We start from the raw sequence: 25,282 nt of genomic DNA, 5'->3' as shown, positions 1-25,282 counted from the left end.
CGACGAACTGTAATATCTGTTAAACAACATTAGATTTACCCCCCCTGCCCTTCACACTAAAATGACGCAGCTTTGACAGAAGCTATCCCCTCAGGCGTATCACCGATAGCCTGACGGAATGGCTTTTAATGAGGTTTTAATGAACGATAATGCAATGACCCCACTGGAACGACGAGCGACCTGGGGATTAGGAACCGTATTCTCACTGCGCATGCTGGGCATGTTTATGGTGCTGCCGGTACTGACCACCTACGGTATGGCGTTGAACGGCGCCAGCGAAACGCTGATCGGTATCGCCATCGGTATTTATGGCCTGGCGCAGGCGATATTCCAGATCCCCTTCGGCCTGATCTCCGATCGTATCGGCCGCAAGCCGCTGATTGTCGGCGGCCTGCTGATCTTTGCGCTGGGTAGCGTGATTGCCGCCGCGACCGACTCCATCTGGGGCGTGATCCTCGGCCGGGCATTACAGGGCTCCGGCGCTATTGCCGCGGCGGTGATGGCGCTGCTGTCCGACCTGACCCGCGAACAGAACCGCACCAAGGCGATGGCGTTTATCGGCGTCAGCTTCGGTATTACCTTCGCCATTGCCATGGTGGTGGGCCCGATCGTCACTCACGCCTTTGGCCTGCATGCGCTGTTTTGGATGATTGCGGTACTGGCATTGGCCGGCATCGTGATCACTCTGGCGGTAGTCCCTTCCGCCAGCCACCACGTGTTGAACCGTGAATCCAGCATCGTGCGCGGCAGCTTCAGTAAGGTGTTGAGCAATTCCCGCCTGCTAAAGCTGAATTTCGGCATCATGTGTCTGCATATCCTGCTGATGTCCAGCTTCGTGGCGTTGCCGCTGGCAATGGGGAAAGCCGGTTTGGCCCCGAGCGAGCACTGGATTGTCTATCTGGTCACTATGCTGGTTTCTTTTGCCGCCGTGGTGCCGTTTATCATTTATGCCGAGAAAAAGCGCCGCATGAAGCAGGTCTTTATGGGTTGCGTAGCGGTGTTGTTCTGCGCTGAAGTGCTGCTGTGGCTGTCCGGCGCACACCTGTGGGGCATCATTGCCGGCGTGCAGCTGTTCTTTATGGCGTTTAACGTGATGGAAGCGATACTGCCTTCGCTGATCAGTAAAGAGTCTCCGGCCGGCTACAAAGGGACGGCGATGGGAGTTTACTCCACCAGTCAGTTTATCGGCGTGGCGATCGGCGGCAGCCTGGGTGGCTTGCTGTATGGCCTGCAGGGGGCAGGACTGGTGTTTATCGCCGGGGCGGTATTAGCTGCCGTTTGGTTCCTGGTCAGCAGCACCATGCAAGAACCGCCTTACGTCAGCAGCCTGCGTATTACGCTGTCGGAACTGGCGGTGAAAGATTCGGCGTTGGAAAGCCGCCTGAAAGCCCAGCCGGGCGTGGCAGAAGCGATAGTGGTGCCGGAAGAGCGTAGCGCCTACGTCAAGGTCGATACCAAACAAACCAACCGCGGCCAATTGGAAGCGCTGGTGAATTCACTGTAAAGAAAAGGGCCAGCAAGCTGGCCCACGTTTGATAACAAAGTTGTTTTTAGCCCGCGATACCCGGGCCTAGCGCACCGAGGGGCGCTCCGGCAACTAAAGTTGCTACGACCCCTCGGCACGCTCTCCCTAATAACTGGCTTTGTCAGTAGTTAGATAAACCTTAATCGCGGAAGTTCTTGAACTGGAAAGGCTGTCCCAGATCGGCACCGCGCACCAGCGCCATCACGCCCTGCAGATCGTCGCGTGACTTGCCGGTTACCCGCACTTCATCACCCTGAATCTGTACCTGGACCTTCAGCTTGCTGTCTTTGATCAGCTTGACGAGTTTCTTCGCCTGGGCGCTTTCAATCCCCTGCTTCAGCTTGGCATCCACACTGTAGGTTTTACCGCTGTGAGTCATTTCTTCCGGGATCTCGAGTGCGCTGCCTTCGATGCTGCGTTTACTGAGCTTTTCACGCAGAATATCGAGCAACTGCTGCACCTGGAAATCAGACTCACTGGCGACTTTAATGCTTTCGTCTTTTTCGTTCAGCTCAAAACTGGCCGGCACGTTACGGAAATCCCAACGGGTGCCAAGATCGCGCGTGGCGTTCTCGACGGCGTTACGCACTTCCTGCATATCAATTTCGGAAACAATGTCGAAAGATGGCATACTTCTTCCTCCTGAATGAGAGCCTAATGCGATAGGCGATTTCGATGCCGAGCATGATAACCGCTTTAGCGCCGCAGGCAAAATCGGCTGAAGCTACCGGCGAATAAGCCGTCGAACAGCAGAAAAGTCTATAATTATAAGACCGTCATTGAGCGATATTCCCGTTACCCCCAGGAGTCTGGATGAAAATAACTATTCTTGGTTGCGGTGCGCTCGGACAACTGTGGCTCTCCCGGCTTTATCAGCAGGGTCACGATGTTCAGGGGTGGCTACGAGTGCCACAACCCTTCTGCGCAGTGAACGTGATTGAGCCGGAAGGCGCTTCGTTCAACCGTAATTTGCCCACCAACGATCCCGAACATTTAGCCCAGAGCGAACTGCTGCTGGTCACGTTGAAGGCCTGGCAGGTGTCCAGCGCGGTCAGCACGCTGCTGCCAAAGCTGAACCCGCGTTGCGCCATCCTGCTGCTGCATAACGGCATGGGCACCCAGGATGAACTGCCGCCGAACAACCAACCGATACTGCAGGGTACTACCACCCATGCGGCGCGCCATGACGGCAGCACTATTATCCATGTCGCCGGTGGCACCACCCATATCGGCCCGACCTCCCCGGCGGCGCAATCCCTTAGCCACCTGGCGGAAGTGCTGCATCAGGCCCTGGCTGACGTCGCCTGGCACAACAACATTGCCTCGGCGAACTGGCGCAAGCTGGCGGTCAACTGCGTGATCAACCCACTAACGGCGCTGTATAATTGCCGTAATGGCGATTTACAACGCTATCCAGAGCAAATCGAGACCCTCTGCCGCGAGGTCGCCAGCATCATGGAAATGGAGGGCTACCACACCTCATGCGAAGGCTTGCAGCAATATGTCATGCAGGTGATCCAAAGCACCGCAGACAACGTCTCTTCGATGCTGCAGGACATCCGCACCCAGCGACACACCGAGATCGACTACATTACCGGCTACCTGCTGCGCCGCGCGCGTAGCCACGGCGTGACTCTGCCAGAGAACGCACGACTGTTTGAATTGATTAAGCAAAAGGAAAATGAATATGAGCGTATCGGCGCTGGTCTGCCTGGCACCTGGTAGCGAAGAAACCGAAGCCGTCACCACCATCGATCTGCTGGTGCGGGCGGGTGTCAAAGTCACCACTGCCAGCGTGGCCGGCGATGGCGACCGGACTATAGTCTGTTCACGCGGGGTAAAGCTGCTGGCCGACGCGCCGCTGGTGTCGATTGTGGACGATCATTTTGACGCCATCGTGCTGCCCGGCGGTCTGAAAGGCGCCGAGTGCTTCCGTGACAGCCCGCTGCTGGTGGAGAAAGTACGTCAGATGCACCTGCAGGGCAATATCGTCGCCGCCATCTGCGCAGCACCGGCGCTGGTGCTACAACACCACGATCTGTTCCCCATCGGCAATATGACCGGGTTCCCGGGGCTGAAAGAACAGATCCCGGCCGACAAATGGATAGAAAAACGTGTGGTGTTTGATCCGCGCGTTAACCTGCTCACCAGCCAGGGGCCGGGAACCTCGATGGAGTTTGCGCTGAAGCTGATTGATTTGCTGCTGGGTAAAGCCAAAGCGGCGGAGATCGCCGCTCAGTTGGTGTTGATACCGGGAATGTACGATTTCCGCGATTAAATCACGGGGGCGGCAGATGCGCCCCCTGAATGACTTACGGGCGGTAAACCTTCACGTTGGTGAAGCCCTGCTCCAGCAAATATAGCGCCTGCAGGCGGCTCATCACGCCACGCTCACAGTACAGCAGGTAGGTTTTGCTCTGATCCAAATCGCCAAACTGGCTGCTGAGCTTGTAGAACGGCAGCGGTTTCACCTCAACCTGCTCCAGCTTCAGCGGCTTGTCTTCCTGCTCATCGTTAGAACGAATATCCAGGATCACCTGATCAGCGTCAAACTCTGCCACGGTTTCCACTTCGGCAACCTGCTCCTGCGCCTGTTCGGCGATGGTGCGGATATCCACGTTCTTGGCTTCGCTAACCACGCGATCAAGAATGCTGAAATCAAAGTGCCCTTCTTCCTCTTCGATCTTGGCTTTAATCGCCTTCACCGTCGGGCTTTTTGAGATCACGCCGCAGTATTCCGGCATGGTCTTGGCAAAGTCTTCGGTGCCAATCTCACGCGCCACTTTGATGATGTGCTCTTTGTCGTGAGAGATCAGCGGACGCAGGATCAGCGTATCGGACGCGTTGTCGATCAAGCGCAGGTTAGTCAGCGTCTGGCTGGAGACCTGCCCCAACGCCTCACCGGTCACCAGTGCCTGCACGCCATAACGTTCGGCTATCTGTGAAGCGGCACGTACCATCATGCGTTTAAGCACCACGCCCATCTGACCGTCTTCGACCTTTTCCAGGATCTCGCCAACCACAGGTTCAAAATCGATAGCGATAAAGCGCACCTTGTGCGAACTGGCAAAGCGGTTCCACAGGTAATGAGCCACCTGCCGCACGCCAATTTCATGCGCGGCACCGCCCAGATTAAAGAAGCAATAATGCACGCGGCAACCACGACGCATCAGCATATAGCTGGAAACGCCCGAGTCGAAACCACCGGAAATCAGCGACAGCACGTCTTCCTGAGTCCCGACCGGATAACCGCCGATGCCTTCACGGCGAGCTTTAACCAGCATCAACTTGTCGTCTTCGATCTCCAGATTGACCGTCACCTGCGGATGCGACAGCTTAACGCGAGCGCTGGCAATGTGCTGGTTCAGACCGCCGCCAACGTAACGTTCTACGTCCTGCGAATTGAAGTCCTGCTTGCCGCGGCGCTTAACGCGCACGCAGAAGGTTTTGCCTTCCAGTTGCTCGCGATAGGCTTCCAGCGTCTGCTCAAAAATGTGGTGCATATCGGTATAGTCGCGATCTTCCACTTCCAGGATGTGGTGAATGCCAGGAATGCGCGTCAGCGCATCGGCAATCACAGGCCGCTGGTTTTCATCTTTGGCGCGAACTTCGATATGATCCCAGTGACGGACAACCGCCAGTGTTTCATCATACTGCTTCAGGACGTTGCGAATACTGGTCGAGAGGATCTTGATAAAGCGCAAGCGCACAGATTGGCTCTTGATGGTGATTTCCGGGAACAATTTAATGATAAACTTCATGGCGGTCTTTATTGTCAGAATTACGAGGGAAAAGGATTTACAATGTATATGCGATTGATAAAACCAACGGGGTTGCCGAATGTTTTATCAATCGCATTTGCGGCGCAGAGTATACCACTATCTGGTGGGGCTCGGTGCACAAAACCACACAGGTACGCCATGATTTGCTAATCAAGATCCGCTAGGATAGGCTCTGGCGTCACTGTTCACATGATGATGTAAAAAGAAAATTATGCCAAAAAAACCTGCACAATCAGACAGTACAGAGCAAAGCGTCAGCTTTGAAAACTCCCTCAGCGAGTTGGAAAACATCGTGACGCGTCTGGAATCGGGTGAGCTACCGCTGGAAGACGCGCTGAATGAATTCGAACGCGGCGTACAGTTGGCGCGTCAGGGCCAGCAGAAATTGCAGCAGGCGGAGCAACGCGTACAGATTTTGCTTAACGACAGCGCCGATGATGCCGCGCTGGCGCCTTTCACACCGGATGCCGAGTAATTACCATGTCCGAAACTGTCCAACAGACCGCTTTTTCTGACCAGTTGCAGGCCTTGCGCCAGCGGGCCGACCGCACGCTGCTGGATTTTATCGCGCCGCTGCCGTTCAACGATGGCAATATGGTGGCGGCAATGCGTCACGGCGCTGTGCTGGGCGGTAAACGCCTGCGTCCGTTCCTGGTGTACACCACCGGGCAGATGTTTGGCGTATCACTGAATAATTTGGATGCGCCCGCCGCTGCGGTAGAATGCATTCACGCCTATTCACTGATCCATGACGACTTGCCGGCCATGGACGACGACGACCTGCGTCGCGGTCAGCCGACCTGCCACATCAAATTTGGTGAGGCCAACGCCATTTTGGCCGGCGATGCACTGCAGACGCTGGCATTTTCCATTCTGGCCGATGCCGAGATGCCCGACGTGGCGCTGCGCGATCGGCTGGCGATGGTCTCTGAACTGGCAACCGCCAGCGGTGTTGCCGGCATGTGTGGCGGCCAGTCGTTGGATCTCGAAGCTGAGGGCCAGCAGATTGGTCTGGAAGCGCTGGAGCAGATCCATCGCCATAAGACTGGCGCGTTAATTCGCGCAGCCGTTCGTCTGGGAGCGTTAGCCGCCGGTGAACCTGGCCGTGCCGCACTGGTGCAGCTTGACCGCTACGCCGCCGCGATTGGCCTGGCGTTCCAGGTGCAGGATGATATTTTGGACGTGGTCGGCGAAACCGAAAAAATCGGTAAACGCCAGGGGGCCGACCAGCAACACGGAAAGAGTACCTATCCAGCTTTGCTCGGACTTGACAGCGCGAAAGCAAAAGCGTGGGATCTCTATCAGGAAGCTTTAGCTGCATTAGACACTTTGGCAGCACAATCTTATAACACAGCGCCATTGCAAGCGTTAGCCAGCTTCATTATTGAACGCGACAATTAACGTGTGACGTTAACTCCTCTGATATGAGTATCGAATGAGTCTTGATATAGCCAAATACCCGACCCTGGCGCTAGCGGAAAATCCCGATGAACTCCGTTCGCTGCCAAAAGAGAGCCTACCGAAGCTGTGTGACGAACTTCGGCAATACCTGCTGGACAGCGTTAGCCGCTCCAGTGGCCACTTTGCCTCCGGGCTGGGTACCGTCGAACTGACGGTGGCGTTGCACTATGTGTACCAAACCCCCTTCGATCATCTGGTCTGGGACGTTGGCCACCAGGCTTACCCGCATAAAATCCTGACCGGGCGTCGCGATAAAATCGCCACCATTCGCCAAAAAAATGGCCTGCACCCTTTCCCGTGGCGTGCGGAAAGTGAATATGACGTTCTGTCGGTTGGTCACTCATCCACCTCGATCAGCGCCGGTCTCGGCATGGCCGTAGCCGCAGCACGTGAAGGCAAAAATCGCCGCACGGTCTGTGTGATTGGCGATGGCGCCATCACCGCCGGTATGGCGTTTGAAGCCATGAACCACGCCGGTGACATCGATCCGGATATGCTGGTGGTGCTGAACGATAACGAAATGTCGATTTCGGAAAACGTCGGCGCGCTGAACAACCATCTGGCGCAGCTGCTGTCCGGCAAGCTCTACTCCACCCTGCGTGAGGGCGGTAAAAAAGTATTGTCCGGCCTGCCGCCAATCAAAGAGTTGGTCAAGCGCACCGAAGAGCACCTGAAAGGCATGGTGGTACCGGGCACGCTGTTCGAAGAGCTGGGCTTTAACTACATCGGTCCGGTCGACGGCCACGATGTCCAGGGGCTGGTCGCCACGCTGAAAAATATGCGTGACTTGAAAGGCCCGCAACTGCTGCACATCATGACCAAAAAAGGCCGTGGTTACGCCCCGGCGGAAAAAGACCCGATCAGCTTCCACGCGGTGCCGAAATTCGATCCGGCCAGCGGTACCCTGCCGAAAAGCGCCGGTGGCCTGCCGACCTATTCAAAAATCTTTGGCGACTGGCTGTGTGAAACCGCCGCCAAAGACAGCTCGCTGATGGCCATCACCCCGGCCATGCGTGAAGGCTCGGGCATGGTGCAGTTCTCCCGCGACTATCCACAGCAGTATTTTGACGTGGCGATTGCCGAACAGCATGCGGTGACCTTCGCCGCCGGCCTGGCGATTGGTGGCTACAAGCCGGTGGTGGCAATTTACTCCACCTTCCTGCAGCGCGCTTACGATCAGTTGATCCACGACGTCGCCATTCAAAAACTGCCGGTGATGTTTGCCATCGATCGCGGCGGTATTGTCGGCGCTGACGGCCAGACTCACCAGGGAGCCTTCGATCTGTCATTCATGCGTTGCATCCCAACCATGGTGATCATGACGCCAAGCGATGAGAACGAGTGCCGCCAAATGCTGTACACCGGCTATCACTATAACGAAGGCCCAAGCGCCGTACGCTATCCGCGTGGTAACGGTACCGGGGCGTCGCTGGAACCTCTCAGCGCGTTGCCGATCGGCAAAGGCGTTGTTCGTCGTGAAGGCGAAAAGCTGGCGATCCTGAACTTCGGCACGCTGTTGCCGGAAGCCGCGCAGGTAGCAGAAAACCTCAACGCCACGCTGGTGGATATGCGCTTCGTGAAGCCACTGGATGAACAGTTGGTACTTGAACTGGCAGCCAGCCACGGCACGCTGGTCACGCTGGAAGAAAACGCCATTATGGGGGGGGCCGGCAGTGGTGTGAACGAGCTGCTGATGGCCAAACGCCGCGTAGTTCCGGTGTTGAATATCGGCCTGCCGGACTACTTTGTCTCCCAGGGTAGCCAGGAAGAAGTCCGTAGCGATCTGGGTCTGGACGCTGCCGGTATACAACGGCAAATTGAGACCTGGCTGGCGCAATAATCCTCGCGCCGGGTTGTTCAACGCCTCCGCTTTGCGGGGGCGTTTTTGTTTCTGCCGTCCGAAAATCCGCTACAGTTAAAGTTCTGTGCTGACACCGGGAGGCAAGCATGAAGTATCTGAAATTGGGTAACACCGACCTGAACGTCTCACGCATCTGTCTGGGCTGTATGACCTACGGTGAACCCAGCCGCGGCAACCATGCCTGGACGTTACCGGAGGAAAGCAGCCGACCACTGCTGAAACAGGCGCTGGATGCCGGTATCAACTTCTTCGACACCGCCAACAGCTACTCAGATGGCAGCAGTGAGGAGATCGTCGGCCGGGCACTGCGCGATTATGCCCGCCGCGACCAGGTGGTGATCGCTACCAAAGTCTATTTCCCCCTGAGCAATCTGGAACGCGGCCTGTCGCGCGCCAAAATCATGCAGTCCATCGACGACAGCCTGCGCCGCCTGGGCACCGATTACGTTGACCTGCTGCAGATCCACCGCTGGGATTATGAAACGCCGCTGGAGGAAACACTGGAAGCGCTGCATGAGGTGGTGAAAGCCGGTAAGGCACGCTACATCGGCGCATCCTCAATGTACGCCTGGCAGTTCGCCAAGGCGCTGTACACCGCCGATCTGCACGGTTGGACGCGCTTCGTCAGCATGCAGGACCAGTACAACCTGATCCAGCGTGAAGAGGAGCGGGAAATGCTGCCACTGTGTGCCGCAGAGGGCATTGCGGTGCTGCCGTGGAGCCCGCTGGCACGGGGTCGATTAACCCGCCCCTGGGGCGAAACGACCGCGCGGCTGGTATCCGATCAGGTCGGTAAAAATCTGTACGATGAAACCGAAGGCATCGATGCCATCATTGCCGAACGCGTGGCCAGTATTGCTGAAGAACGCGGTGTGACGCGTGCGCAAGTCGCACTGGCGTGGCTGTTGAGCAAGCCGGTTGTCAGCGCACCGATTATCGGCGCATCACGCCATGATCATCTGGAAGACGCCGTCGCCGCCGTCGATCTTGAGTTAACACCGGAAGAGATTGCCGAGCTGGAAACGGCTTATGTACCGCACCATGTGACAGGATTTGAATAACGCAGAGGGTTCAAGGGCGTAGCATTGAACTACGCCCTCAAGATCAGAGCAACCCAAGCGGCCAGTGGTGGCCAATCAGGTAGATAATACCGGCGGAAAACACCCCGGCGACAATGTCGTCGACCATGATCCCCATGCCGCCGTGCACGTTGCGATCAAACCAGCGGATTGGCCATGGCTTCCAGATATCCAAAACACGGAAAATCACGAAGCCCGCCGCAACCCACTGCCAGTCATTGACCGGCAGAGCCATCAGCGTGATCCACATACCGACAAATTCGTCCCAGACGATGCTGCCGTGGTCGTGTACCTTCATGTCTTTGGCGGTCTGGTGGCACAGGTAGACGCCAATGCAGATGCTGAACATCACCAACAGCGAATACAGTTGCCATGGCAATTGGATCAGCAGCAGCCAGAACGGGATCGCCGCCAATGACCCCATGGTGCCCGGCATCACCGGCGACAAACCGCTACCGAAGCCGGTGGCCAACAGGTGCCACGGATTGCTCATCCGCAAGCGGCGTTTAGCTTCATCCATGTTACGCCTGCCCTTCACTGAAATGATCGAAACCCTGCCATGGCAGTTCCACCACTTCATCGTTGCGGTAGAACTTGATGCCTTCGGACAGCGGGCCAATCTGACCAATACAAGTGTAGTCAGCGCCCAGATGGCTCAACGCCACTTCCAGCGCGCCGCGGTTGATTTCCGGCACGGTGAAGCACAGTTCGTAATCCTCACCGCCGGTCAACGCCCAGCGCAGTGCCTGATCAGCGTCCGTATGGCTGCTTAACGCCTGCGACAACGGCAGCTCATCCAGATTGATGCGCGCCCCGCAATCAGAAGCTTTCAGCACGTGCTTCAGATCGGAAATCAGGCCATCCGAAATATCAATCGCCGAACTGGCCAGATCGCGCAACGCCTGCCCTTGCAACACCCGTGGCTGCGGCCGCAGATGGCGACCAAGCAGGTAATTGCGTGCTTCGGTATCTGTCACCTGCAAACGGTCCTGCAGCACAGCCAGGCCCGCGGCGCTGTCACCCAGCGTACCTGTGGTGTAGATCCAGTCACCGATGCGCGCGCCGCTGCGGGTCAATGCCCGACCGGCCGGGATCAGGCCGTGAATGGTTAACGTCATGCTTAACGGACCGCGAGTGGTATCGCCGCCAATCAACTGCATGCCGTAATAATTAAGTTGCTCGAACAGGCTGTCGCTGAACGCCTTCAGCCAGGGCTCATTCACATCCGGCAGGGTTAGTGCCAATGAAAGCCAGGCGGGATCGGCGCCCATGGCCGCCAGGTCGCTCAGGTTAACTGCCAGTGCTTTGTAGCCGAGATCGGCGGGATCGATATCCGCCAAGAAGTGAACGCCCGAAACGAGAGTGTCGGTACTGACGGCCAAAAGCTGTTTTTCTGCCACTGTCAGAAGTGCGCAGTCATCTCCAATGCCCAACTGTACATCCCGGCGCAGACTCTTAAACCGGTCAAAATAGCGGGCAATGAGGTCAAATTCGCCACATGCCATGGTCGATATTCCAATAGAAGAAATTAAGGCCGGGGATACCGGCCTTAATTTTTTATTTTTTCTTGCGGATGCTTGGTGCCACTTTATCCAGCACGCCATTCACAAACTTGTGGCTGTCTTCAGCGCCGAAGGTTTTCGCCAGCTCGATCGCTTCGTTGATTGCCACCTTGTAAGGCACATCCTCACGCATTTTCAGCTCGTACAGCGCAATGCGCAGAACGGCCCTTTCTACCTGGCCCAGCTCTTCGAGCTGACGCGACAGGACAGGTGCCATCAGGCTATCCAGCAGACCTGCATTCACCGCCACGCCGGACAGCAGCTCCCGAAAATAGGCGATGTCTGCATCTTTGACATCTTGCTCCGACAGGAACTGGTGTTCAACATCGGCAATGTCATTTTTAGACAACTGCCAAGAGTAAAGCGCTTGAACAGCGCACTCACGAGCGCGGCGACGAGCAGCAGGTTTCACGGAATTCCCCTTAACTAAATTCAGGCTTTAATAGCTTTGATAACATTAATCATTTCAAGTGCGGTCAGAGCCGCTTCAGCGCCTTTGTTGCCTGCTTTGGTGCCGGCACGCTCGATAGCCTGTTCGATGCTTTCGGTCGTCAGCACGCCAAAGGCAACCGGGATTTCAGTGTTCAGAGAAACACTGCCCAGGCCGGAGCTGGCTTCGCCCGCGACAAATTCGAAGTGCGCGGTGCCCCCACGGATAACCGTGCCCAGTGCGATCACTGCATCGTATTTGCCGGTGTTAGCCAGCACGCGTGCAGTCAGCGGCAACTCGTAAGCGCCCGGGACCCAGACAACGGTGATGTTGTCGTCAGCAACCTGACCAATGCGCTTCAGTGCGTCGATGGCACCTTGCAACAGGCTGTCATTGATGAAATTGTTAAAACGTGCAATTGCAATCGCCACACGGGCATTTGGAGTAGCAACAACACCTTCGATAACTTTCATGGGCTTTCCTTAAAAATGGGTTCAATACCCCGCAGGGGGGCGGATTCTATCACATTCTTTATCAGCCTGCGCGGGCGGTTTTGTAAAACGACAACCGTCCCGGCAAGCGGACGTTACATTCAGTATTTTGCCTTCAATCGCAGCCGTAAATCAGGGCCGATTTGCCGTACTTCGCTGAAGACGAACTCCGGTGTATCAGCCAGGCGCTCGAGGCCCGGCAGGTGACACAGGCCGCGGCCATTATCACCCAACAATTTTGGCGCGATATACAAAATGAGCTCATCGACCAACCCGGCCTGCAGCAAGGCACCGGCCAACTGCGCGCCGGCCTCGACCCAGATGGAATTCACCTGACGTTTCGCCAGTTGCATCATCATAACCACCAGATCGACCCCACCGCCGTGCGCCGGGAAGGTCAGTTGCTCGACATCCTGCGGCCAGGTTTGCCGATCCGGCTGCAGGCGTGCCAGCCAGGTAGGCCCTGGCTGTTGCACCACCCGATGCTGCGGGGTGACACGATTTTGGCTATCCAGAATAATACGCAGCGGTTGCCGCAGGTTTTCACGCGGGTAAATGCTTTGCGTCTCGGCGTCCAGCTCATCCCAACGCACCGTCAGTGACGGATCGTCCGCCAGCACGGTAGCGCTGGTGCTGAGGATCGCGGCGCTTTGCGCCCGCAGGCGCTGTACATCCTGACGCGCCTGCGGTGAGGTGATCCATTGGCTTTCGCCGGAAGCCATCGCCGTGCGGCCATCCAGTGAAGCGCCGAGCTTGAGTTGTACATAAGGAAAGCCGGTGCGCATCCGTTTGAGGAAACCCAGATTCACCGCTTCGGCCTCCGCCAGCATAAAACCGTGGCGGACATCCAACCCCGCCTGCTGCAATTTGTACAGCCCACGACCGGCAACTTCCGGGTTGGGATCCTGCATCGCCGCCACAACCCGGGCTACGCCGGCAGCCACCAGCGCATCGGCACAGGGTGGCGTGCGGCCATGATGGCTGCAGGGTTCCAGCGTGACATAAGCGGTGGCACCCCGCGCCTTTTCGCCCGCCATGCGCAGCGCATGCACTTCCGCATGGGGTTCACCGGCGCGCAGATGGTAACCTTCTCCGACGATTTCGCCATCGCGCACGATAACGCAGCCGACATTGGGATTCGGTGCGGTAGTGAAACGGCCCAATCGAGCCAGTTCAAAGGCACGTGCCATATACAATTCGTCGTTATGCATCAAAGGTCCCTTAGTCCTGCAGACGGGCGATCTCTTCGCCGAATTCACGGATATCTTCAAAGCTGCGGTAGACCGAAGCAAAGCGAATATAGGCCACTTTATCCAACTTTTTCAACGCGTCCATCACCAGGTTGCCGACCAGTTTAGTCGGCACTTCACGCTCGCCGGTGGCGCGCAACTGGGATTTAATGTGGTTGATCGCGTTCTCCACGTCGTCAGAGCTGACCGGGCGTTTTTCCAACGCCTTCAGCATGCCGCGACGCAGCTTGTCTTCGTTGAAAGGCTCACGGACTTCGTCGCTTTTGATTACCCGCGGCATCACCAGCTCAGCCACTTCAAAAGTGGTGAAGCGTTCATTACAAACCAAACATTGGCGGCGACGGCGCACCTGCGAACCATCACCCACCAGGCGGGAATCAATGACTTTGGTATCAACGGCGGCGCAGAAAGGGCAATGCATAACACGTCCTGATAAACGTTTTCATAGTTAAGAACAGTTTACCCCGAAGTGCGGTTACAACAAAGGCCGTCGGTTATTTGTTGCGAAGACCCGTTATCAACGGCGGTCAAAACGAGGGTTAACATGACTTTCCCGGCCAGGCGGACTAAGCTGATAACAGGAGAAGTTGAATAGGAAATCCCCGCCATGACAACCCGTTACCCCAAGATTTTCCTGCTCGGCACACTGGTGCTGCTGTCAGGCTGCGCGCAAACTCGCGAAGTGCCAAAACTGCATAATCAGGTGGTTGCACTGAATCAGCAATTAACCACCCTGACTAACCAGGCCACGGCGCTGGAACAGCAAAACCAGTTGAACCAAAACTCCACCAGCGGCGTTTACCTGCTGCCGGCGGCCAATAACGGCGCTCGCCTGCACAGCAGTCTCGGTGAACTGAGCGTGTCACTCAGCCACGTGAAGAGCGAGGCTAACGGCACCCAGGCCATGCTGCACGTCCGCACGCTTTCGCAGGCGTCGCTGCCGGCATTCAAGGCCACAGTGGAATGGGGCCAACTGGATGCGGCCACCGGCAAGCCACTGACGGCCGATGCGCTTTCTCAGCCGATCGCCAGTGCGGACTCGCTGCTACCCAAAACGGAGCACAGTTTTGAGCTGCGTTTCAGTGGCCTGACGCCAGATCAACTGGGCTATGTTCGACTGCACAGCGTAGAACCCACTGCAGCGGCAGCCGCAGCAAACTAACCAGGCCCGGCCCACACTCAACCCTTCGCGAGAGTGGGCCATCAGCTTAACCCAGCCGTTGCAGCCTGGCCGGTAGCCCCTGGCGCACCGCCGCCCCGCTGACCCAGTCAAGCCAGCTATTGCTGATTTCTCTGGTCGGATCGGGCAACCCGAGATCGTTTAAGTTGATACCGGAGGCAATGCGCGCATCGGCTGCCAGCGGCTGACCATCCAGCATATGCGTTCGCGCCCCCATCTCGCGATGGCCATAACCGTGCTCAATAGCAATCACGCCGGGCATCACGCCATCCAGCAAGCTGATCTGCGCCTCAACGCTGCCGCCCGGGGTCTGCAACCGCACCCGATCGCCATGCTGTAGAGCATAACGCTCAGCATCGGCCGGATTAAGCGCCACCAGATTGACCGGCTTCACCGCGCGCAGACGATCGATCGGCGCCGTTGAACTGCTCATCAGGTGCGACTTAAACGACATCAGGCGGAACGGCCATGCCTCCTCTGGATAGTGTTCCCCAACGTCGGACCCGTCGGCAAAGCGTGGCGGATAATAGGTCGGACAGCCGCTATAACGTTCTCCGGTCATCGCATGGCGATGGCGCGCCACCTCTTCGTTCCAGATATTCAGCCCTTTCTTCCACTGCGGCCCGGTTTCATTTCCTCGCCAGCCCTGTTCATAAGGCGCGAAACGTCCACCACGCGCTAGCATATAGCCGACCCGCAACCGCTCATCCGTTTTCAAGACCCTATCCAACGCCGGTTGCAGGCGATCCACCCCGGTCAGCCGCAGCTCGCTTTCCGTCGCTTCCGGCAGTGGCTCACCGGCAAAAGCCACATTGGCCGCAGCACGCAGATAATAATCTTCGGCGTTGTGCAAGCCGCAGGCATTCCCCTGCGCATCCTGCAAGGCGGCATCGCCAAACCCCGGCAGCTGCATCGCCTTCGACAACGCAATAACAAAGCTTTCCAGTGCCACTGGCTGACCGTCCGCCGTGGTCGCAGTCCGCGACGAAACCACTGGCCAGCGTGCAGTGCTTGCCCGCACCATCACGCCGGACCAGGGCGCGGTAAAGCCCCAGCTCTCGAAGTTATGGGTGTCCGGCACGATATAATCCGCCAGGGCGCTGGTTTCGTTAATAAAAGCGTCGATCGCGATAAACAACGGCAATTGGCGGGGATCTTTCAGCCGGCTTTCAACCACCTCGCGCAGACCGGCAACGCCGTACAGCGGGTTACCCATATGGCTGATCCAGGCCTTCAGCGGGTAGGGGTATCCCATCAGCGCCGGAGCCAGTTGCTCGGTGAATTGCCCCGCGACAAACGGGTACCAGGGCCCGCGCGCCGGATAAGGTTTTTCACCTTGCTCAAGTTTGCGGCGATATTCGTCCGACTGCTCGTATGCCTGTTTGCTGCGCGAAAGCACCAGTCCTTTCGGTTTCACCATGCCGGGGAAGCTCTTCAGGTTATAGCGAGGCCCATCGGCAAACTCTTTGAACTTACCGCCACCGACCGAGACGCCGCCCTTAAGGTTCAGGTTACCGATCAGCGCATTGAGCATCATCACCGCCCAACTGTTATAGAAGCCATTGCCGCTCATCATGCCGCCATGGGCGATCACCGCCGCTTGCCGCTGATAGGAAGTAAACTCCCTGGCCAGCGCGGCAATGGTCTCGGCACTGACGCCACAGCGGGTACTGTACTCAGCCAGCGTGAAGCGCTCAGCCGCCCGCTGCAGACAGAGAAAGCTCGAACGCACCTGGACCTGTGAACCGTCGGCCAGCCGCAGCTGTTGCTCCACCCGCAACGCGCCCTGTAGCGCCTGGTTGGCCGACACCGGTTCAGCCCGCTGCGTATCCCAGACCAAAGGCGGACTTTCGGCCTCTCCGGTTGTGCCGCCGTCCAAATGTACCTGGCGCAAAAACTGGCCGCACAACGGATGATCGTCATTCATCACCACCAGATGTGTGGCATTGGTCCAGCTCTTTTCACCGGCCGCCTGCATGGCCGTCTCGCCGGGCAGCGCCAGGTAGTCAGCGTTATAACGCTCCTGCTCGATGATCCAACGGATCATGCCCATCACCAGCGCGGAATCGGTACCCGGCAACACCGGGACCCAACGGTTGTGATCGTTGGCCAGCGTGGTGGTTAATGGCAATGCCGGGGCCACTACCACGTAACGGAATTCATCGCGCAGACGGGCGTTGGCCAACTGACGCCCCTGGCGTTTGAATGGGTTGCCGGACTGCGCCGGCGAGGTACCGAGAAACAGTCCAAAACGTAAATGGTCCCAATCCGGTTTAACGTGCGCATTGGTTTCCAAATCGCCCATTAATGCCCCGGAGCCCGCCCGGTAAGCCAGCCCGCAATAAGCGCCATGATGGCCGAAGTTACGTGTCCCAAAGGCGTTTTGCGCAAACCGTTTGATAAAAGCGTCCCGCCCTTCATCACCGGCGTTGGTGACCAGCAACTGATTGGCCTTTGGCCCCAGCGAAGGTTGCTCAGGATCGAGCGGCGTTTCGAGATCGCGGATCGCTCGCAGCCCCTCAACCGGCCCCTCGCCAAACAGATCGCCGCCCTCGACCACTTCGTGGATCAACTGTTCAAAACTGATGCGCTGCCACTGCCCGCTGCCGCGTGGCCCTACCCGCTTCATCGGTTCCAGCACGCGATAGGGGCTGGTCAGCCCTTCCAGCAAGGTCGCGCCACGGGCGCAGGCGGTGGAACGCTGTTCAAGACCTTCATCGCCCCCCAGACGGTTGAGTGCATCACTCACCGGTAAAGAGTAGGGAAAGTGGTGGTCGTGAGACAGCGGATGATAAGGGTTGCCCGCCACGCGCAAGATCTGATTGCTGTCGCGATCCACCCTGACCCGCAGGCCGCAAAGCGTCCAGCAGCCAAAACATTGGGTCATGGACACCGCCTGCTGTGGATTGGCCTGCCAGCCATCCGAGTGCCGACGGCCTTCTGTCGGTAACGAGTTGGCGCTGATCCGATCGAGCGTCAGTTTGCCGCTGCTGCCGTCGCGCAGGCCGGTAAACACTTTCTGCACCATCTCACTGTAACTGGCACCAAACAGGGTCAATCCGCCCAGCGCGAGCCCACCCTTCAACCACTGACGCCGCGTTGACTTAGCCATAGTGTTTTTTCTCCATCAGCCCATGCTGTAGTTCACGAATTCCAATGATTAAAGCTATCCACAAGCCCAGGGTGCCCAGGATCGCCAACAGCCCTTCGCTGCCGAGGGGTAACACATAAGGATTGGTCAATACGTTGAACTTGGGCAGCGTCTGGGTTTGCATCAGCAACATCCAGCGCACGCCCCAGCACAGCAGCAGCGCTGCGGCACACTGCACCCGTAGCCCATTCGAGCCCAACGCCTGAGTGCGTGCTCGCCATGCCAGCGCCACCAGCAACAGGGTCAAGCCGACAAAAGTGACACCTGCCCAGAGCCAGACGGCCCCCTGAGTCGCCAGCGAGTGCAATGCGACGGAAGACCTGCTGCCATCCAGCCACCAGCCAAGAGCCGAGACACACAGCAACAGCAGGCTGATGACCTGATAGCGAGCCAGGCGCCGCTGCCATTGCGTCTCCTGACGCAGCCAATAAGCCAACAGCGGCGCAACGGCCTGGATAGCGGTCAATAACAATAGCCAAGGTAACCAGAGGCTGTACCACAGCGGCTGCGCCCGCAGCACCGAAACCTCACGCCCGGTATAGAGCAGGATGCTGAACGCCGAAAGCAAAGTGGCCAATGCCACCCCGCGCAGCCATTTATCTTCACGCCATGCCGGCCGGAACTGTAGCCAACGAGCCCACAACGGCAGGCTTTTCGTGCGTAGTTGCCCCCGTAACAGCAGGACGAAATAGCTGACCACCAGCAGGGTAAACAGCGGTAAAAACAGTGAGCCGAGCGACATCCACGACCAGGGGGTAAAGTAGGCGTAGAAATGCCAGATACGAGCGGGCTGATGTAAATCTGCGCTCAGGGCCATCGGTGCCACGGTGCCGCTCACCAGCGCCAACGAGACGGCGGCCAGTTCCAGCCGTGACGTATTCTGCGGATCGCGCCAGCGCAGCCAAACGGCAATCATGATGCTGCCGCAGGCCAGACCGATAAAGAAAAAATACTGCACCGCCCAGGGCAACCAGGCGATCTCCTGCGGGCGGGCCATAATTTCGCGGATCATGGGTGTACCTCCTGCCACAGCGCCGGTTGTCCCCGGACGTGACTGACAAAAGCCTCATCCAGCCCCAGATAGAACACCTGAGGGTGGGTTCCCTGTTCGGGTTTCAATACCTTGAGCTGTGCCTGATGCTCATCCAAAGCGCGCCTTAATACACCTTGCCGATCGTTGAGATCGCCGATCATCCGGGCGCCACCAACACAGGATTCAACACAGGCGGGCAGCAGCCCGGCATCCAGCCGGTGCACGCAGAAAGTGCATTTGTCGGCGGTCTGGGTTTCGTGGTTGATAAACCGCGCCTCATAAGGGCAGGCCTGCACGCAATAGGCGCAGCCGACGCAGCGGGTGTTGTCGATCACCACGATGCCGTCCTGACGCTGAAAGGTCGCCTGCACCGGGCAGACCGGTACGCAGGGCGGATTGTCACAGTGGTTGCACAGCCGGGGTAACAACACGTTGGTGGTCGAATCCTGTCCCGTCAGGCTGACCTGATATTGCTGTACACTGGTACGGAATTGCCCCTGTGGCAGCCGGTTTTCCACCGCGCAGCTGACCGTACAAGCCTGACAACCGATGCAACGGCGCAGGTCGATCAACATCGCCATGCGCTTTTTGCTGTCACCTTCCCGCCGGGCCGGTTGCAACTGCCACCCTGACTGCGCCAGTGGCACCAAAGCGGCACCGGCGGTCAGCGCACCGAGTCGTTGTAAAAACTGCCGTTTCCCACTGTCCATTGATTTCTCCCAATAAGTATCCGCCGGGGAACTGATACAAAGGAGTGTAAAAACGACGACCGACCGCCAATATTGTGGTTTACCACATTCCCGACGGCGGCTTGATCCAGGACAATTCAACCCGGTGATGTGGATCATAAAAGCGGAGACGATGTGAAAAGAGCAGTGCTAATTCTGTTGCTGGGCGGTTGGTTAAACACGGCCTGGGCAGGACAATGGACCATTGCGGTGCTGGCGCTGCGCGGCGATGCCCATGCACTGGCCCAGTGGCAACCCCTCGTCGACCACCTCAATCGCCAGTTTCCCGACGACCATTTCCAACTGTCGCCGCTAAGCCTGACCGGTATCGATGACGCGGTCCGTAACCAACGCGTGGATTTTTTGCTCACCAACCCGGCGCAATATGTTCAGTTGGATAACCGCTACCCGTTGCGCTGGCTGGTTTCACTGCGATCCGCCCAACAGCCGCAACAGGCCTCAGGCAACGTGGTCGGCAGCGTCATACTGGTGCGCCACGACAGTCCCATTACCACGGCCAGCCAGCTACTCGGTAAAAAGGTCGGTGCCGTCGCCGCTGACGCCTTTGGCGGCTACCTGCTGGGGTATAAAGAACTGCTTGGTGCCGGCCTGCAGCCGGAGAAAGACCTGCAACTGCACTTCAGCGGTTATCCGGCGGATGCCCTGCTTTATCAGTTGCGCGATCGGGCGCTGGATGCGGTGATAGTACCGGTTTGTCTGTTGGAGAAAATGCAGGCGGAAGGCTTGCTACAGGCCAGCGATTACCGCGCCCTGTTGGCGAAGCACAGTGACCAGCGCTGCCTGACCAGCACCGAGCTGTATCCCAATTGGTCATTTGCCGCCTTAAACCACGTCCCGGACCGGCTGGCAGATGAGTTAACCCGCCAGTTACTGCAGATGAAGGCTCCCGGCCTGCCGGTTTGGGGCGCCCCGGCGTCATCCCGCCAGGTTAATCAATTACTGAGCGATTTGAATATCCACCCAACCCAGCGATCGCTCTGGCAAGACGTATTCCTTTGGGCGCAGCAACACCGATTGTTGCTCGGTGCCATCTTCGGCGGAATGCTGCTGCTTGGCGCTAACCATCTGTGGATTGGTCATCTGGTCCGCCGTCGCGGGCGTCAGCTCGAACAAATGCATCAGATGCTGCGCGCCAGGGAAACCGCTCTGGCCAAGGCGCAACGCCTCAGTACCCTGGGGGAGATGGCTTCCGGCTTTGCTCATGAACTCAACCAACCGCTGGCGGCGATCCGGCATTATGCGGAGGGCTGCCGCATTCGTCTTGAGCGCAGCGATCGACAGCATGAACTGCTGCCGATCCTCGAACAGATTGGTCAGCAGGCGCAGCGGGGCGCGGAAAGCATTGTCAATTTACGCCGCTGGGCCAGCAAGACTCCACACCATGAAAACGCGCAGCCCCTGTTATTGCGACCGCTGGTGGAACACCTGGTTAAACTGATGCAGATAGAACAGCAGTATCCGCAGTGCCAGATAACCCTGGCCATCCCGGACCAAAGTCAGTTGTATAGCCAGACCACGTTATTGGAGCAGGTGCTCGCCAATTTGCTGAGTAACAGCCTGCAAGCGGGTGCCCTACACATCACCCTGCGGCTGGAAACCGACTCCCACCAGCAACGGCTGATTATTGAAGATGACGGCGGCGGTCTAAGCACCGAACAGCTGACACTGCCGTTCGTGCCCTTTCGCAGCAGCAAGCAGGAAGGCCTCGGCCTGGGGCTGGTGATCTGCCAGCGGCTGCTGAAAAACCAGGGGGGTGAACTGACACTGGAAAATTACTTTTCCACCACTCAACGACAGGGGCTGCGCGTGACTCTGCACTTCCCCGTGATCCAAAAGGAAACCCGCCATGGCGCTAATACATCTGGTCGATGACGACTTAGCCGTCACCGACGCCTGTCGTTTCTTACTCGAGGGACTTAACTATCGGGTGCAGATTTGGCACGACAGCCAAAGGTTCGTCGATCAAGTCAGTCTTTATCAATGCGGTGTGGTGATGCTGGATATTCGGATGCCGGGAATGGACGGACAACAGGTTCATCAGCAACTGCGCCGACAGGAAAGTACGCTGGCGGTGGTGATTGTCACCGGTCACGGCGATATTGCCATGGCCGTGGCAGAGATGAAGCTGGGAGCCGTGGATTTCTTGCAAAAACCTATTGCCGCCGCGCCGCTGATCGAAGCATTGGAGCGGGGGATCGCCCATTCTCAAGACCGATTGGAACGCTACCAGTTGCAGCAGCGTTTCAGTGCGCTGACGCCGCGTGAACGCGAGATAGCCCGCGCCGTGGCCGCTGGAATGACCAATAAGCTGATCGCCGATCGTCACTTCATTGCGGTGCGTACCGTTGAAGTCCATCGGGCCAGAGTGATGGAAAAAATGCAGGCCGCCAGCCTGGCGGAGCTGGTGAACTCACTCAACCAATTGACGTTAACCGAGCGCCCGGAGAGCGGAGTCAGCCGCCTATAGGCAAAAAAATGCCGGTCGGGATAAACCGACCGGCATGATATTTTCAACTCACGGGCAAATCACGGCATAATCGAAGGCTGATCTGCGCCCTCTTTTTCCACTTTCTGCTGCAGCATGTGTTCGCGTTTCATACCCAGTTTCAACGCCAGCGCGGACGCCACGTAGATAGAAGATATGGTACCGATAGACACACCAATCAGCATAGCCAGAGAGAAGCCGTGCAGCATTGCGCCGCCGAAGATGTACAGCATCAGAACCACCATCAGGGTGGTACCGGAAGTCATCAAGGTACGGCTCAGCGTCTGGGTCAACGACACGTTCATGATTTCGTAAGGCGTCCCGCGGCGGATCTTGCGGAAGTTCTCACGAATACGGTCGGAAACCACGATGCTGTCGTTCAACGAGTAACCGATAACCGACATCAATGATGCGACGATGGTCAGGTCAATCTCGATACGGAACAACGACAGCACGCCCATGGTGATAATCACGTCGTGCGCCAACGCGATAACCGCCCCCAGCGCCAGGCGCCATTCGAAGCGGAAACCGACGTAGATCAGAATACAGATCAACGCCACCAGCAGCGCCATGCCGCCGTTTTGCGCCAGTTCGGTGCCCACGCTCGGGCCGACGAACTCAATCCTCTTCACGGTGGCGTTTTTATCCACCGAGTCGTTGATCACGCCGATCACTTTGTTACCCAGTTCCTGGCCTGCGGTGCCGATCGCCGGTGGCATACGCACCATCACGTCACGGCTGCTGCCAAAGTTCTGAATAACCGGGTCCTGGAACCCGGCTTTTTCCAGCGTATCGCGCATCAGATCGAGGTTGGCCGGTTGTTCCAGGCTGATTTCAATGACGGTACCGCCAGTGAAGTCCAGACCCCAGTTAAAACCACGCACCGACATAATGGCGATTGACGCGATCAGCAGCACCAGCGAGATGCCGAAGGCCACGTAATCCCAGCGCATAAAGTCATAGACTTTACGGCCGTAGTTGAGTTGTTCAACAGTATAATCCTGTGCCACAACGCACTCCTCAGATAGACAGCTTGTTAATGCGTTTGCCGCCGTAAAGCAGGTTGACGATGGCACGGGTACCGACAATCGCGGTGAACATGGACGTCGCCACACCGATTGCGGTGGTAATCGCAAAGCCTTTGATCGAACCGGTGCCCACTGCGTACAGAATAATCGCGGTGATCAGGGTGGTGATGTTGGCATCAACGATACTGGAGAACGCGCCTTTATAGCCCTCATGGATCGCCTGCTGAACGGAACGTCCGTTCTTCAGCTCTTCCTTGATACGTTCATTGATCAGTACGTTGGCGTCGACCGCCACCGCCAGCGTCAGCACGATACCGGCAATACCCGGCATGGTCAGCGTCGCCCCCGGCAGCAGGGACATCACGCCGACAATCAGTACCAGGTTGGCGACCAGCGCCGTGGTCGCGATCATGCCGAACTTACGGTACCAAACCACCATAAACACGATGGATGCCACCAGGCCCCACAGGCAGGCTTCCAGACCTTGGGTGATGTTCTGTTGTCCCAGGGTCGGACCGATAGTACGCTCTTCCACGATCTGGATAGGCGCAATCAGCGCACCGGCGCGCAGCAGCAGCGAGAGCTGGCGTGCTTCGTTCGGGTTGCCGATACCGGTAATACGGAAGCTGTTGCCCAGACGCGACTGAATGTTCGCCACGTTGATCACTTCTTCCTGTTTCACCAGGACTGCACGGCCGTTAGCGTCTTTCTTGCCGCTGTCCTTGTACTCCACAAACAGGGTCGCCATCGGCTTGCCGATATTGTCCTTGGTGAAGTTGGACATTGCGGTACCGCCGGCACTGTCCAGCGAGATATTAACCTGCGGCTGGTTATATTCGTCGGTGCTGGAGGTGGAGTCGGTAATGTGGTCACCGGTCAGGATCACTCGCTTGTACAGCACAACCGGCTGGCCTTCACGGGTGTCTTTTACTTCGGAGTCGCCCGGCACGCGGCCGTTGGCTGCCGCAGTGGTATCCGCGTTGGTGTTAACCAAACGGAATTCCAGAGTCGCAGTGGCACCCAGGATCTCTTTGGCGCGTGCGGTATCCTGAATACCCGGCAGTTCGACCACGATGCGGTCAGAACCCTGGCGTTGTACCAGCGGTTCGGCAACGCCGAGCTGGTTAACGCGGTTACGCAGGATAGTGATGTTCTGCTGCACCGCATACTCACGCGCTTCGCTCAGGCGGGCATCCGTCAAGCTGGCTTTCAGAGTATTGGTGCCATTGGCCGAGAGCACCATATCGCGCTGGCGCGAGCTGATGTAGCTGATGGCCTGATCGCGGGCAGCATCGTCACGGAAACGTACTTCCACGCCGTTGTTGTCCAGCTTGCGGATAGACGCATAAGGAATGCCCTTTTCACGCAGTTCACTGCGCAGGGTGTCCATGGTCTGTTCCTGCAGCTTGCTCAGCGCAGTGTCCATGTCCACTTCCATCAGGAAGTGCACACCACCACGCAGGTCCAGACCGAGTTTCATCGGTTCGGCGCCCAGCATGGCCAACCAGGTCGGCGTTGCCGGGGCCAGGTTCAGTGCCACCACGAACTTGTCGCCCAGTTCTGCCATCAAGGCTTCACGGGCGCGCAGCTGAATATCAGGATTGCTAAAGCGAGCCAGGATGGCGCCATTTTCCAGCGCAATCGACTTGCTCGCGATCTTGTCTTTTTCTAATACGGTACGGACTTGGTCCAGCGTAGTTTCACTGGCGGCGACACCGCGCGCGCCAGTGATTTGTACAGCCGGATCCTCACCATAGAGGTTGGGAAGCGCATAAAGCAGACCGACGAGGATCACGACGATCAGCATCAGATACTTCCACAAAGGATAACGGTTTAGCACGGCAATTCCCTTCGGGAAAACAAAATTACAGGGCCTTCATGGTACCTTTCGGCAGAACGGCCGCCACGAAGTCACGCTTGATCATCACTTCCGTGGTGTCGTTCAGCGCAATAGCGATAATGCCGGTGTCAGCCACTTTGGTCACGCGGCCAATCAGGCCACCGGTGGTCAGCACTTCATCACCCTTGCCGATCGAGTCCATCAGTTTCTTGTGCTCTTTAGCGCGTTTCTGCTGTGGACGCAGGATCATGAAATAGAAAATCAGGCCAAAAACCACCAGCATAATGATCAGAGAGTACGGGCTTCCCTGAGACGGAGCTCCTGCGGATGCGACGGCGTCAGAAATGAAAAAGCTCATTGAAATTCCCTCATTAA

General features: G+C 57.5%; 24 protein-coding genes. 10 read left to right on the top strand and 14 right to left on the bottom strand.

What is annotated here, in order from left to right:
- Nucleotides 1-139: 139 nt before the first annotated feature.
- On the top strand, nt 140-1,504 hold the full coding sequence (locus tag NHG65_RS05110; protein WP_499183000.1) for an MFS transporter: 1,365 nt from the start codon (nt 140-142) through the stop codon (nt 1,502-1,504).
- A gap of 160 nt (nt 1,505-1,664) precedes the next feature.
- Here NHG65_RS05110 and NHG65_RS05105 read toward each other — a convergent pair whose 3' ends face one another.
- Nucleotides 1,665-2,156, bottom strand: a complete 492-nt coding sequence (locus NHG65_RS05105; RefSeq protein WP_012005524.1) for a YajQ family cyclic di-GMP-binding protein — start codon at nt 2,154-2,156, stop codon at nt 1,665-1,667.
- A 182-nt stretch (nt 2,157-2,338) separates the two neighbouring features.
- Here NHG65_RS05105 and panE point away from each other — a divergent pair, with 182 nt between their 5' ends.
- Both panE and yajL read left to right on the top strand, forming a co-directional pair.
- Nucleotides 2,339-3,250: a 2-dehydropantoate 2-reductase gene (gene panE, locus NHG65_RS05100; RefSeq protein WP_499182999.1), complete on the top strand. Its 912-nt coding sequence runs from the start codon at nt 2,339-2,341 to the stop codon at nt 3,248-3,250.
- Entirely contained in the window at nt 3,213-3,803 is a 591-nt protein-coding gene (yajL, locus tag NHG65_RS05095; RefSeq protein ID WP_099062288.1) for a protein deglycase YajL, read from the top strand. The genes panE and yajL overlap by 38 nt, the downstream gene beginning before the upstream one ends.
- A 34-nt stretch (nt 3,804-3,837) precedes the next feature.
- Here yajL and thiI read toward each other — a convergent pair whose 3' ends face one another.
- A complete protein-coding gene (gene thiI, locus NHG65_RS05090) occupies nt 3,838-5,286 on the bottom strand; it encodes a tRNA uracil 4-sulfurtransferase ThiI (protein ID WP_099062289.1) in 1,449 nt (482 codons plus the stop codon).
- 232 nt (nt 5,287-5,518) lie between these two features.
- Here thiI and xseB point away from each other — a divergent pair, with 232 nt between their 5' ends.
- From xseB to NHG65_RS05070, 4 genes are all read left to right on the top strand, one after another.
- Nucleotides 5,519-5,782 carry an exodeoxyribonuclease VII small subunit gene (gene xseB / locus NHG65_RS05085; protein WP_099062290.1) on the top strand — a complete coding sequence of 88 codons (264 nt, stop codon included), beginning with the start codon at nt 5,519-5,521 and terminating at the stop codon, nt 5,780-5,782.
- Nucleotides 5,783-5,787: 5 nt separating this feature from the next.
- Nucleotides 5,788-6,708 carry a (2E,6E)-farnesyl diphosphate synthase gene (gene ispA, locus NHG65_RS05080; protein ID WP_099062291.1) on the top strand — a complete coding sequence of 307 codons (921 nt, stop codon included), beginning with the start codon at nt 5,788-5,790 and terminating at the stop codon, nt 6,706-6,708.
- A 34-nt stretch (nt 6,709-6,742) separates the two neighbouring features.
- Nucleotides 6,743-8,608: a 1-deoxy-D-xylulose-5-phosphate synthase gene (dxs, locus tag NHG65_RS05075; RefSeq protein WP_099062292.1), complete on the top strand. Its 1,866-nt coding sequence runs from the start codon at nt 6,743-6,745 to the stop codon at nt 8,606-8,608.
- A 107-nt stretch (nt 8,609-8,715) separates the two neighbouring features.
- Nucleotides 8,716-9,690, top strand: coding sequence for an aldo/keto reductase (locus NHG65_RS05070; protein WP_099062293.1), 975 nt, complete (start codon nt 8,716-8,718; stop codon nt 9,688-9,690).
- Nucleotides 9,691-9,733: 43 nt separating this feature from the next.
- Here the strand turns inward: NHG65_RS05070 and pgpA are convergent, their stop codons facing one another.
- From pgpA to nrdR, 6 genes are all read right to left on the bottom strand, one after another.
- Nucleotides 9,734-10,288, bottom strand: a complete 555-nt coding sequence (pgpA, locus tag NHG65_RS05065; protein ID WP_219015541.1) for a phosphatidylglycerophosphatase A — start codon at nt 10,286-10,288, stop codon at nt 9,734-9,736.
- Nucleotides 10,230-11,213 carry a thiamine-phosphate kinase gene (gene thiL / locus NHG65_RS05060; protein ID WP_099062295.1) on the bottom strand — a complete coding sequence of 328 codons (984 nt, stop codon included), beginning with the start codon at nt 11,211-11,213 and terminating at the stop codon, nt 10,230-10,232. The genes pgpA and thiL overlap by 59 nt, the downstream gene beginning before the upstream one ends.
- A gap of 52 nt (nt 11,214-11,265) precedes the next feature.
- Complete coding sequence (gene nusB / locus NHG65_RS05055; RefSeq protein ID WP_085115442.1) at nt 11,266-11,682, bottom strand: transcription antitermination factor NusB; 417 nt, start codon at nt 11,680-11,682, stop codon at nt 11,266-11,268.
- 20 nt (nt 11,683-11,702) lie between these two features.
- Nucleotides 11,703-12,173, bottom strand: a complete 471-nt coding sequence (gene ribH / locus NHG65_RS05050) for a 6,7-dimethyl-8-ribityllumazine synthase (protein WP_099062296.1) — start codon at nt 12,171-12,173, stop codon at nt 11,703-11,705.
- Nucleotides 12,174-12,292: 119 nt separating this feature from the next.
- On the bottom strand, nt 12,293-13,402 hold the full coding sequence (gene ribD, locus NHG65_RS05045) for a bifunctional diaminohydroxyphosphoribosylaminopyrimidine deaminase/5-amino-6-(5-phosphoribosylamino)uracil reductase RibD (protein ID WP_099062297.1): 1,110 nt from the start codon (nt 13,400-13,402) through the stop codon (nt 12,293-12,295).
- A gap of 10 nt (nt 13,403-13,412) precedes the next feature.
- Nucleotides 13,413-13,862: a transcriptional regulator NrdR gene (nrdR, locus tag NHG65_RS05040; protein ID WP_004949256.1), complete on the bottom strand. Its 450-nt coding sequence runs from the start codon at nt 13,860-13,862 to the stop codon at nt 13,413-13,415.
- 186 nt (nt 13,863-14,048) lie between these two features.
- On the opposite strand from nrdR, the gene NHG65_RS05035 reads away from it, so the two are divergent.
- Complete coding sequence (locus tag NHG65_RS05035) at nt 14,049-14,603, top strand: SadB/YajI family lipoprotein (RefSeq protein ID WP_283602667.1); 555 nt, start codon at nt 14,049-14,051, stop codon at nt 14,601-14,603.
- A gap of 46 nt (nt 14,604-14,649) precedes the next feature.
- Here the strand turns inward: NHG65_RS05035 and ttrA are convergent, their stop codons facing one another.
- The 3 genes from ttrA to ttrB are packed head-to-tail and all read right to left on the bottom strand — an operon-like array spanning nt 14,650 to nt 19,515.
- Nucleotides 14,650-17,733, bottom strand: a complete 3,084-nt coding sequence (gene ttrA / locus NHG65_RS05030) for a tetrathionate reductase subunit TtrA (RefSeq protein WP_261427420.1) — start codon at nt 17,731-17,733, stop codon at nt 14,650-14,652.
- Nucleotides 17,726-18,784 (bottom strand): tetrathionate reductase subunit TtrC, encoded by a 1,059-nt coding sequence (ttrC, locus tag NHG65_RS05025; protein WP_499182998.1) that lies wholly within the window; start codon nt 18,782-18,784, stop codon nt 17,726-17,728. Before ttrC ends, ttrA begins: the two co-directional genes overlap by 8 nt.
- On the bottom strand, nt 18,781-19,515 hold the full coding sequence (ttrB, locus tag NHG65_RS05020; RefSeq protein ID WP_499182997.1) for a tetrathionate reductase subunit TtrB: 735 nt from the start codon (nt 19,513-19,515) through the stop codon (nt 18,781-18,783). Before ttrB ends, ttrC begins: the two co-directional genes overlap by 4 nt.
- Before the next feature lie 153 nt (nt 19,516-19,668).
- Between ttrB and ttrS the strand changes: the two genes are divergently transcribed.
- Together ttrS and ttrR are read left to right on the top strand one after the other, a co-directional pair.
- Nucleotides 19,669-21,426 (top strand): tetrathionate respiration histidine kinase TtrS, encoded by a 1,758-nt coding sequence (gene ttrS / locus NHG65_RS05015; RefSeq protein ID WP_499182996.1) that lies wholly within the window; start codon nt 19,669-19,671, stop codon nt 21,424-21,426.
- The gene (gene ttrR / locus NHG65_RS05010; protein ID WP_262261326.1) at nt 21,401-22,021 is read left to right on the top strand and encodes a tetrathionate respiration response regulator TtrR; all 621 of its coding nucleotides are present in this window, start codon (nt 21,401-21,403) and stop codon (nt 22,019-22,021) included. Before ttrS ends, ttrR begins: the two co-directional genes overlap by 26 nt.
- A 59-nt stretch (nt 22,022-22,080) precedes the next feature.
- Here ttrR and secF read toward each other — a convergent pair whose 3' ends face one another.
- From secF to yajC, 3 genes are read right to left on the bottom strand one after another with little or no spacing between them, the layout of a single operon-like run.
- Nucleotides 22,081-23,049: a protein translocase subunit SecF gene (gene secF, locus NHG65_RS05005; RefSeq protein WP_099062303.1), complete on the bottom strand. Its 969-nt coding sequence runs from the start codon at nt 23,047-23,049 to the stop codon at nt 22,081-22,083.
- A gap of 10 nt (nt 23,050-23,059) precedes the next feature.
- Entirely contained in the window at nt 23,060-24,907 is a 1,848-nt protein-coding gene (secD, locus tag NHG65_RS05000) for a protein translocase subunit SecD (RefSeq protein ID WP_099062304.1), read from the bottom strand.
- Nucleotides 24,908-24,932: 25 nt separating this feature from the next.
- Complete coding sequence (yajC, locus tag NHG65_RS04995) at nt 24,933-25,265, bottom strand: preprotein translocase subunit YajC (protein WP_012005503.1); 333 nt, start codon at nt 25,263-25,265, stop codon at nt 24,933-24,935.
- Nucleotides 25,266-25,282 lie beyond the last annotated feature (17 nt).

The sequence above is a fragment of the Serratia myotis genome (genome assembly GCF_027474885.1).
Taxonomy (GTDB): Bacteria; Pseudomonadota; Gammaproteobacteria; order Enterobacterales; family Enterobacteriaceae; genus Serratia; species Serratia proteamaculans.
This window is presented reverse-complemented; position numbering and strand designations above follow the sequence as displayed.

Excerpts from the sequence above, each read along its gene's own strand:
- ribH (WP_099062296.1), bottom strand. The coding sequence starts at position 12,173 with ATGAAAGTTATCGAAGGTGTTGTTGCTACTCCAAATGCCCGTGTGGCG.
- thiI (WP_099062289.1), bottom strand. The coding sequence starts at position 5,286 with ATGAAGTTTATCATTAAATTGTTCCCGGAAATCACCATCAAGAGCCAA.
- ttrR (WP_262261326.1), top strand. The coding sequence starts at position 21,401 with ATGGCGCTAATACATCTGGTCGATGACGACTTAGCCGTCACCGACGCC.
- xseB (WP_099062290.1), top strand. The coding sequence starts at position 5,519 with ATGCCAAAAAAACCTGCACAATCAGACAGTACAGAGCAAAGCGTCAGC.
- NHG65_RS05105 (WP_012005524.1), bottom strand. The coding sequence starts at position 2,156 with ATGCCATCTTTCGACATTGTTTCCGAAATTGATATGCAGGAAGTGCGT.
- ispA (WP_099062291.1), top strand. The coding sequence starts at position 5,788 with ATGTCCGAAACTGTCCAACAGACCGCTTTTTCTGACCAGTTGCAGGCC.
- panE (WP_499182999.1), top strand. The coding sequence starts at position 2,339 with ATGAAAATAACTATTCTTGGTTGCGGTGCGCTCGGACAACTGTGGCTC.
- NHG65_RS05110 (WP_499183000.1), top strand. The coding sequence starts at position 140 with ATGAACGATAATGCAATGACCCCACTGGAACGACGAGCGACCTGGGGA.
- ttrB (WP_499182997.1), bottom strand. The coding sequence starts at position 19,515 with ATGGACAGTGGGAAACGGCAGTTTTTACAACGACTCGGTGCGCTGACC.
- thiL (WP_099062295.1), bottom strand. The coding sequence starts at position 11,213 with ATGGCATGTGGCGAATTTGACCTCATTGCCCGCTATTTTGACCGGTTT.
- pgpA (WP_219015541.1), bottom strand. The coding sequence starts at position 10,288 with ATGAAGTGGTGGAACTGCCATGGCAGGGTTTCGATCATTTCAGTGAAG.
- yajC (WP_012005503.1), bottom strand. The coding sequence starts at position 25,265 with ATGAGCTTTTTCATTTCTGACGCCGTCGCATCCGCAGGAGCTCCGTCT.
- ribD (WP_099062297.1), bottom strand. The coding sequence starts at position 13,402 with ATGCATAACGACGAATTGTATATGGCACGTGCCTTTGAACTGGCTCGA.
- ttrC (WP_499182998.1), bottom strand. The coding sequence starts at position 18,784 with ATGATCCGCGAAATTATGGCCCGCCCGCAGGAGATCGCCTGGTTGCCC.
- ttrA (WP_261427420.1), bottom strand. The coding sequence starts at position 17,733 with ATGGCTAAGTCAACGCGGCGTCAGTGGTTGAAGGGTGGGCTCGCGCTG.
- nrdR (WP_004949256.1), bottom strand. The coding sequence starts at position 13,862 with ATGCATTGCCCTTTCTGCGCCGCCGTTGATACCAAAGTCATTGATTCC.
- dxs (WP_099062292.1), top strand. The coding sequence starts at position 6,743 with ATGAGTCTTGATATAGCCAAATACCCGACCCTGGCGCTAGCGGAAAAT.
- NHG65_RS05070 (WP_099062293.1), top strand. The coding sequence starts at position 8,716 with ATGAAGTATCTGAAATTGGGTAACACCGACCTGAACGTCTCACGCATC.
- NHG65_RS05035 (WP_283602667.1), top strand. The coding sequence starts at position 14,049 with ATGACAACCCGTTACCCCAAGATTTTCCTGCTCGGCACACTGGTGCTG.
- yajL (WP_099062288.1), top strand. The coding sequence starts at position 3,213 with ATGAGCGTATCGGCGCTGGTCTGCCTGGCACCTGGTAGCGAAGAAACC.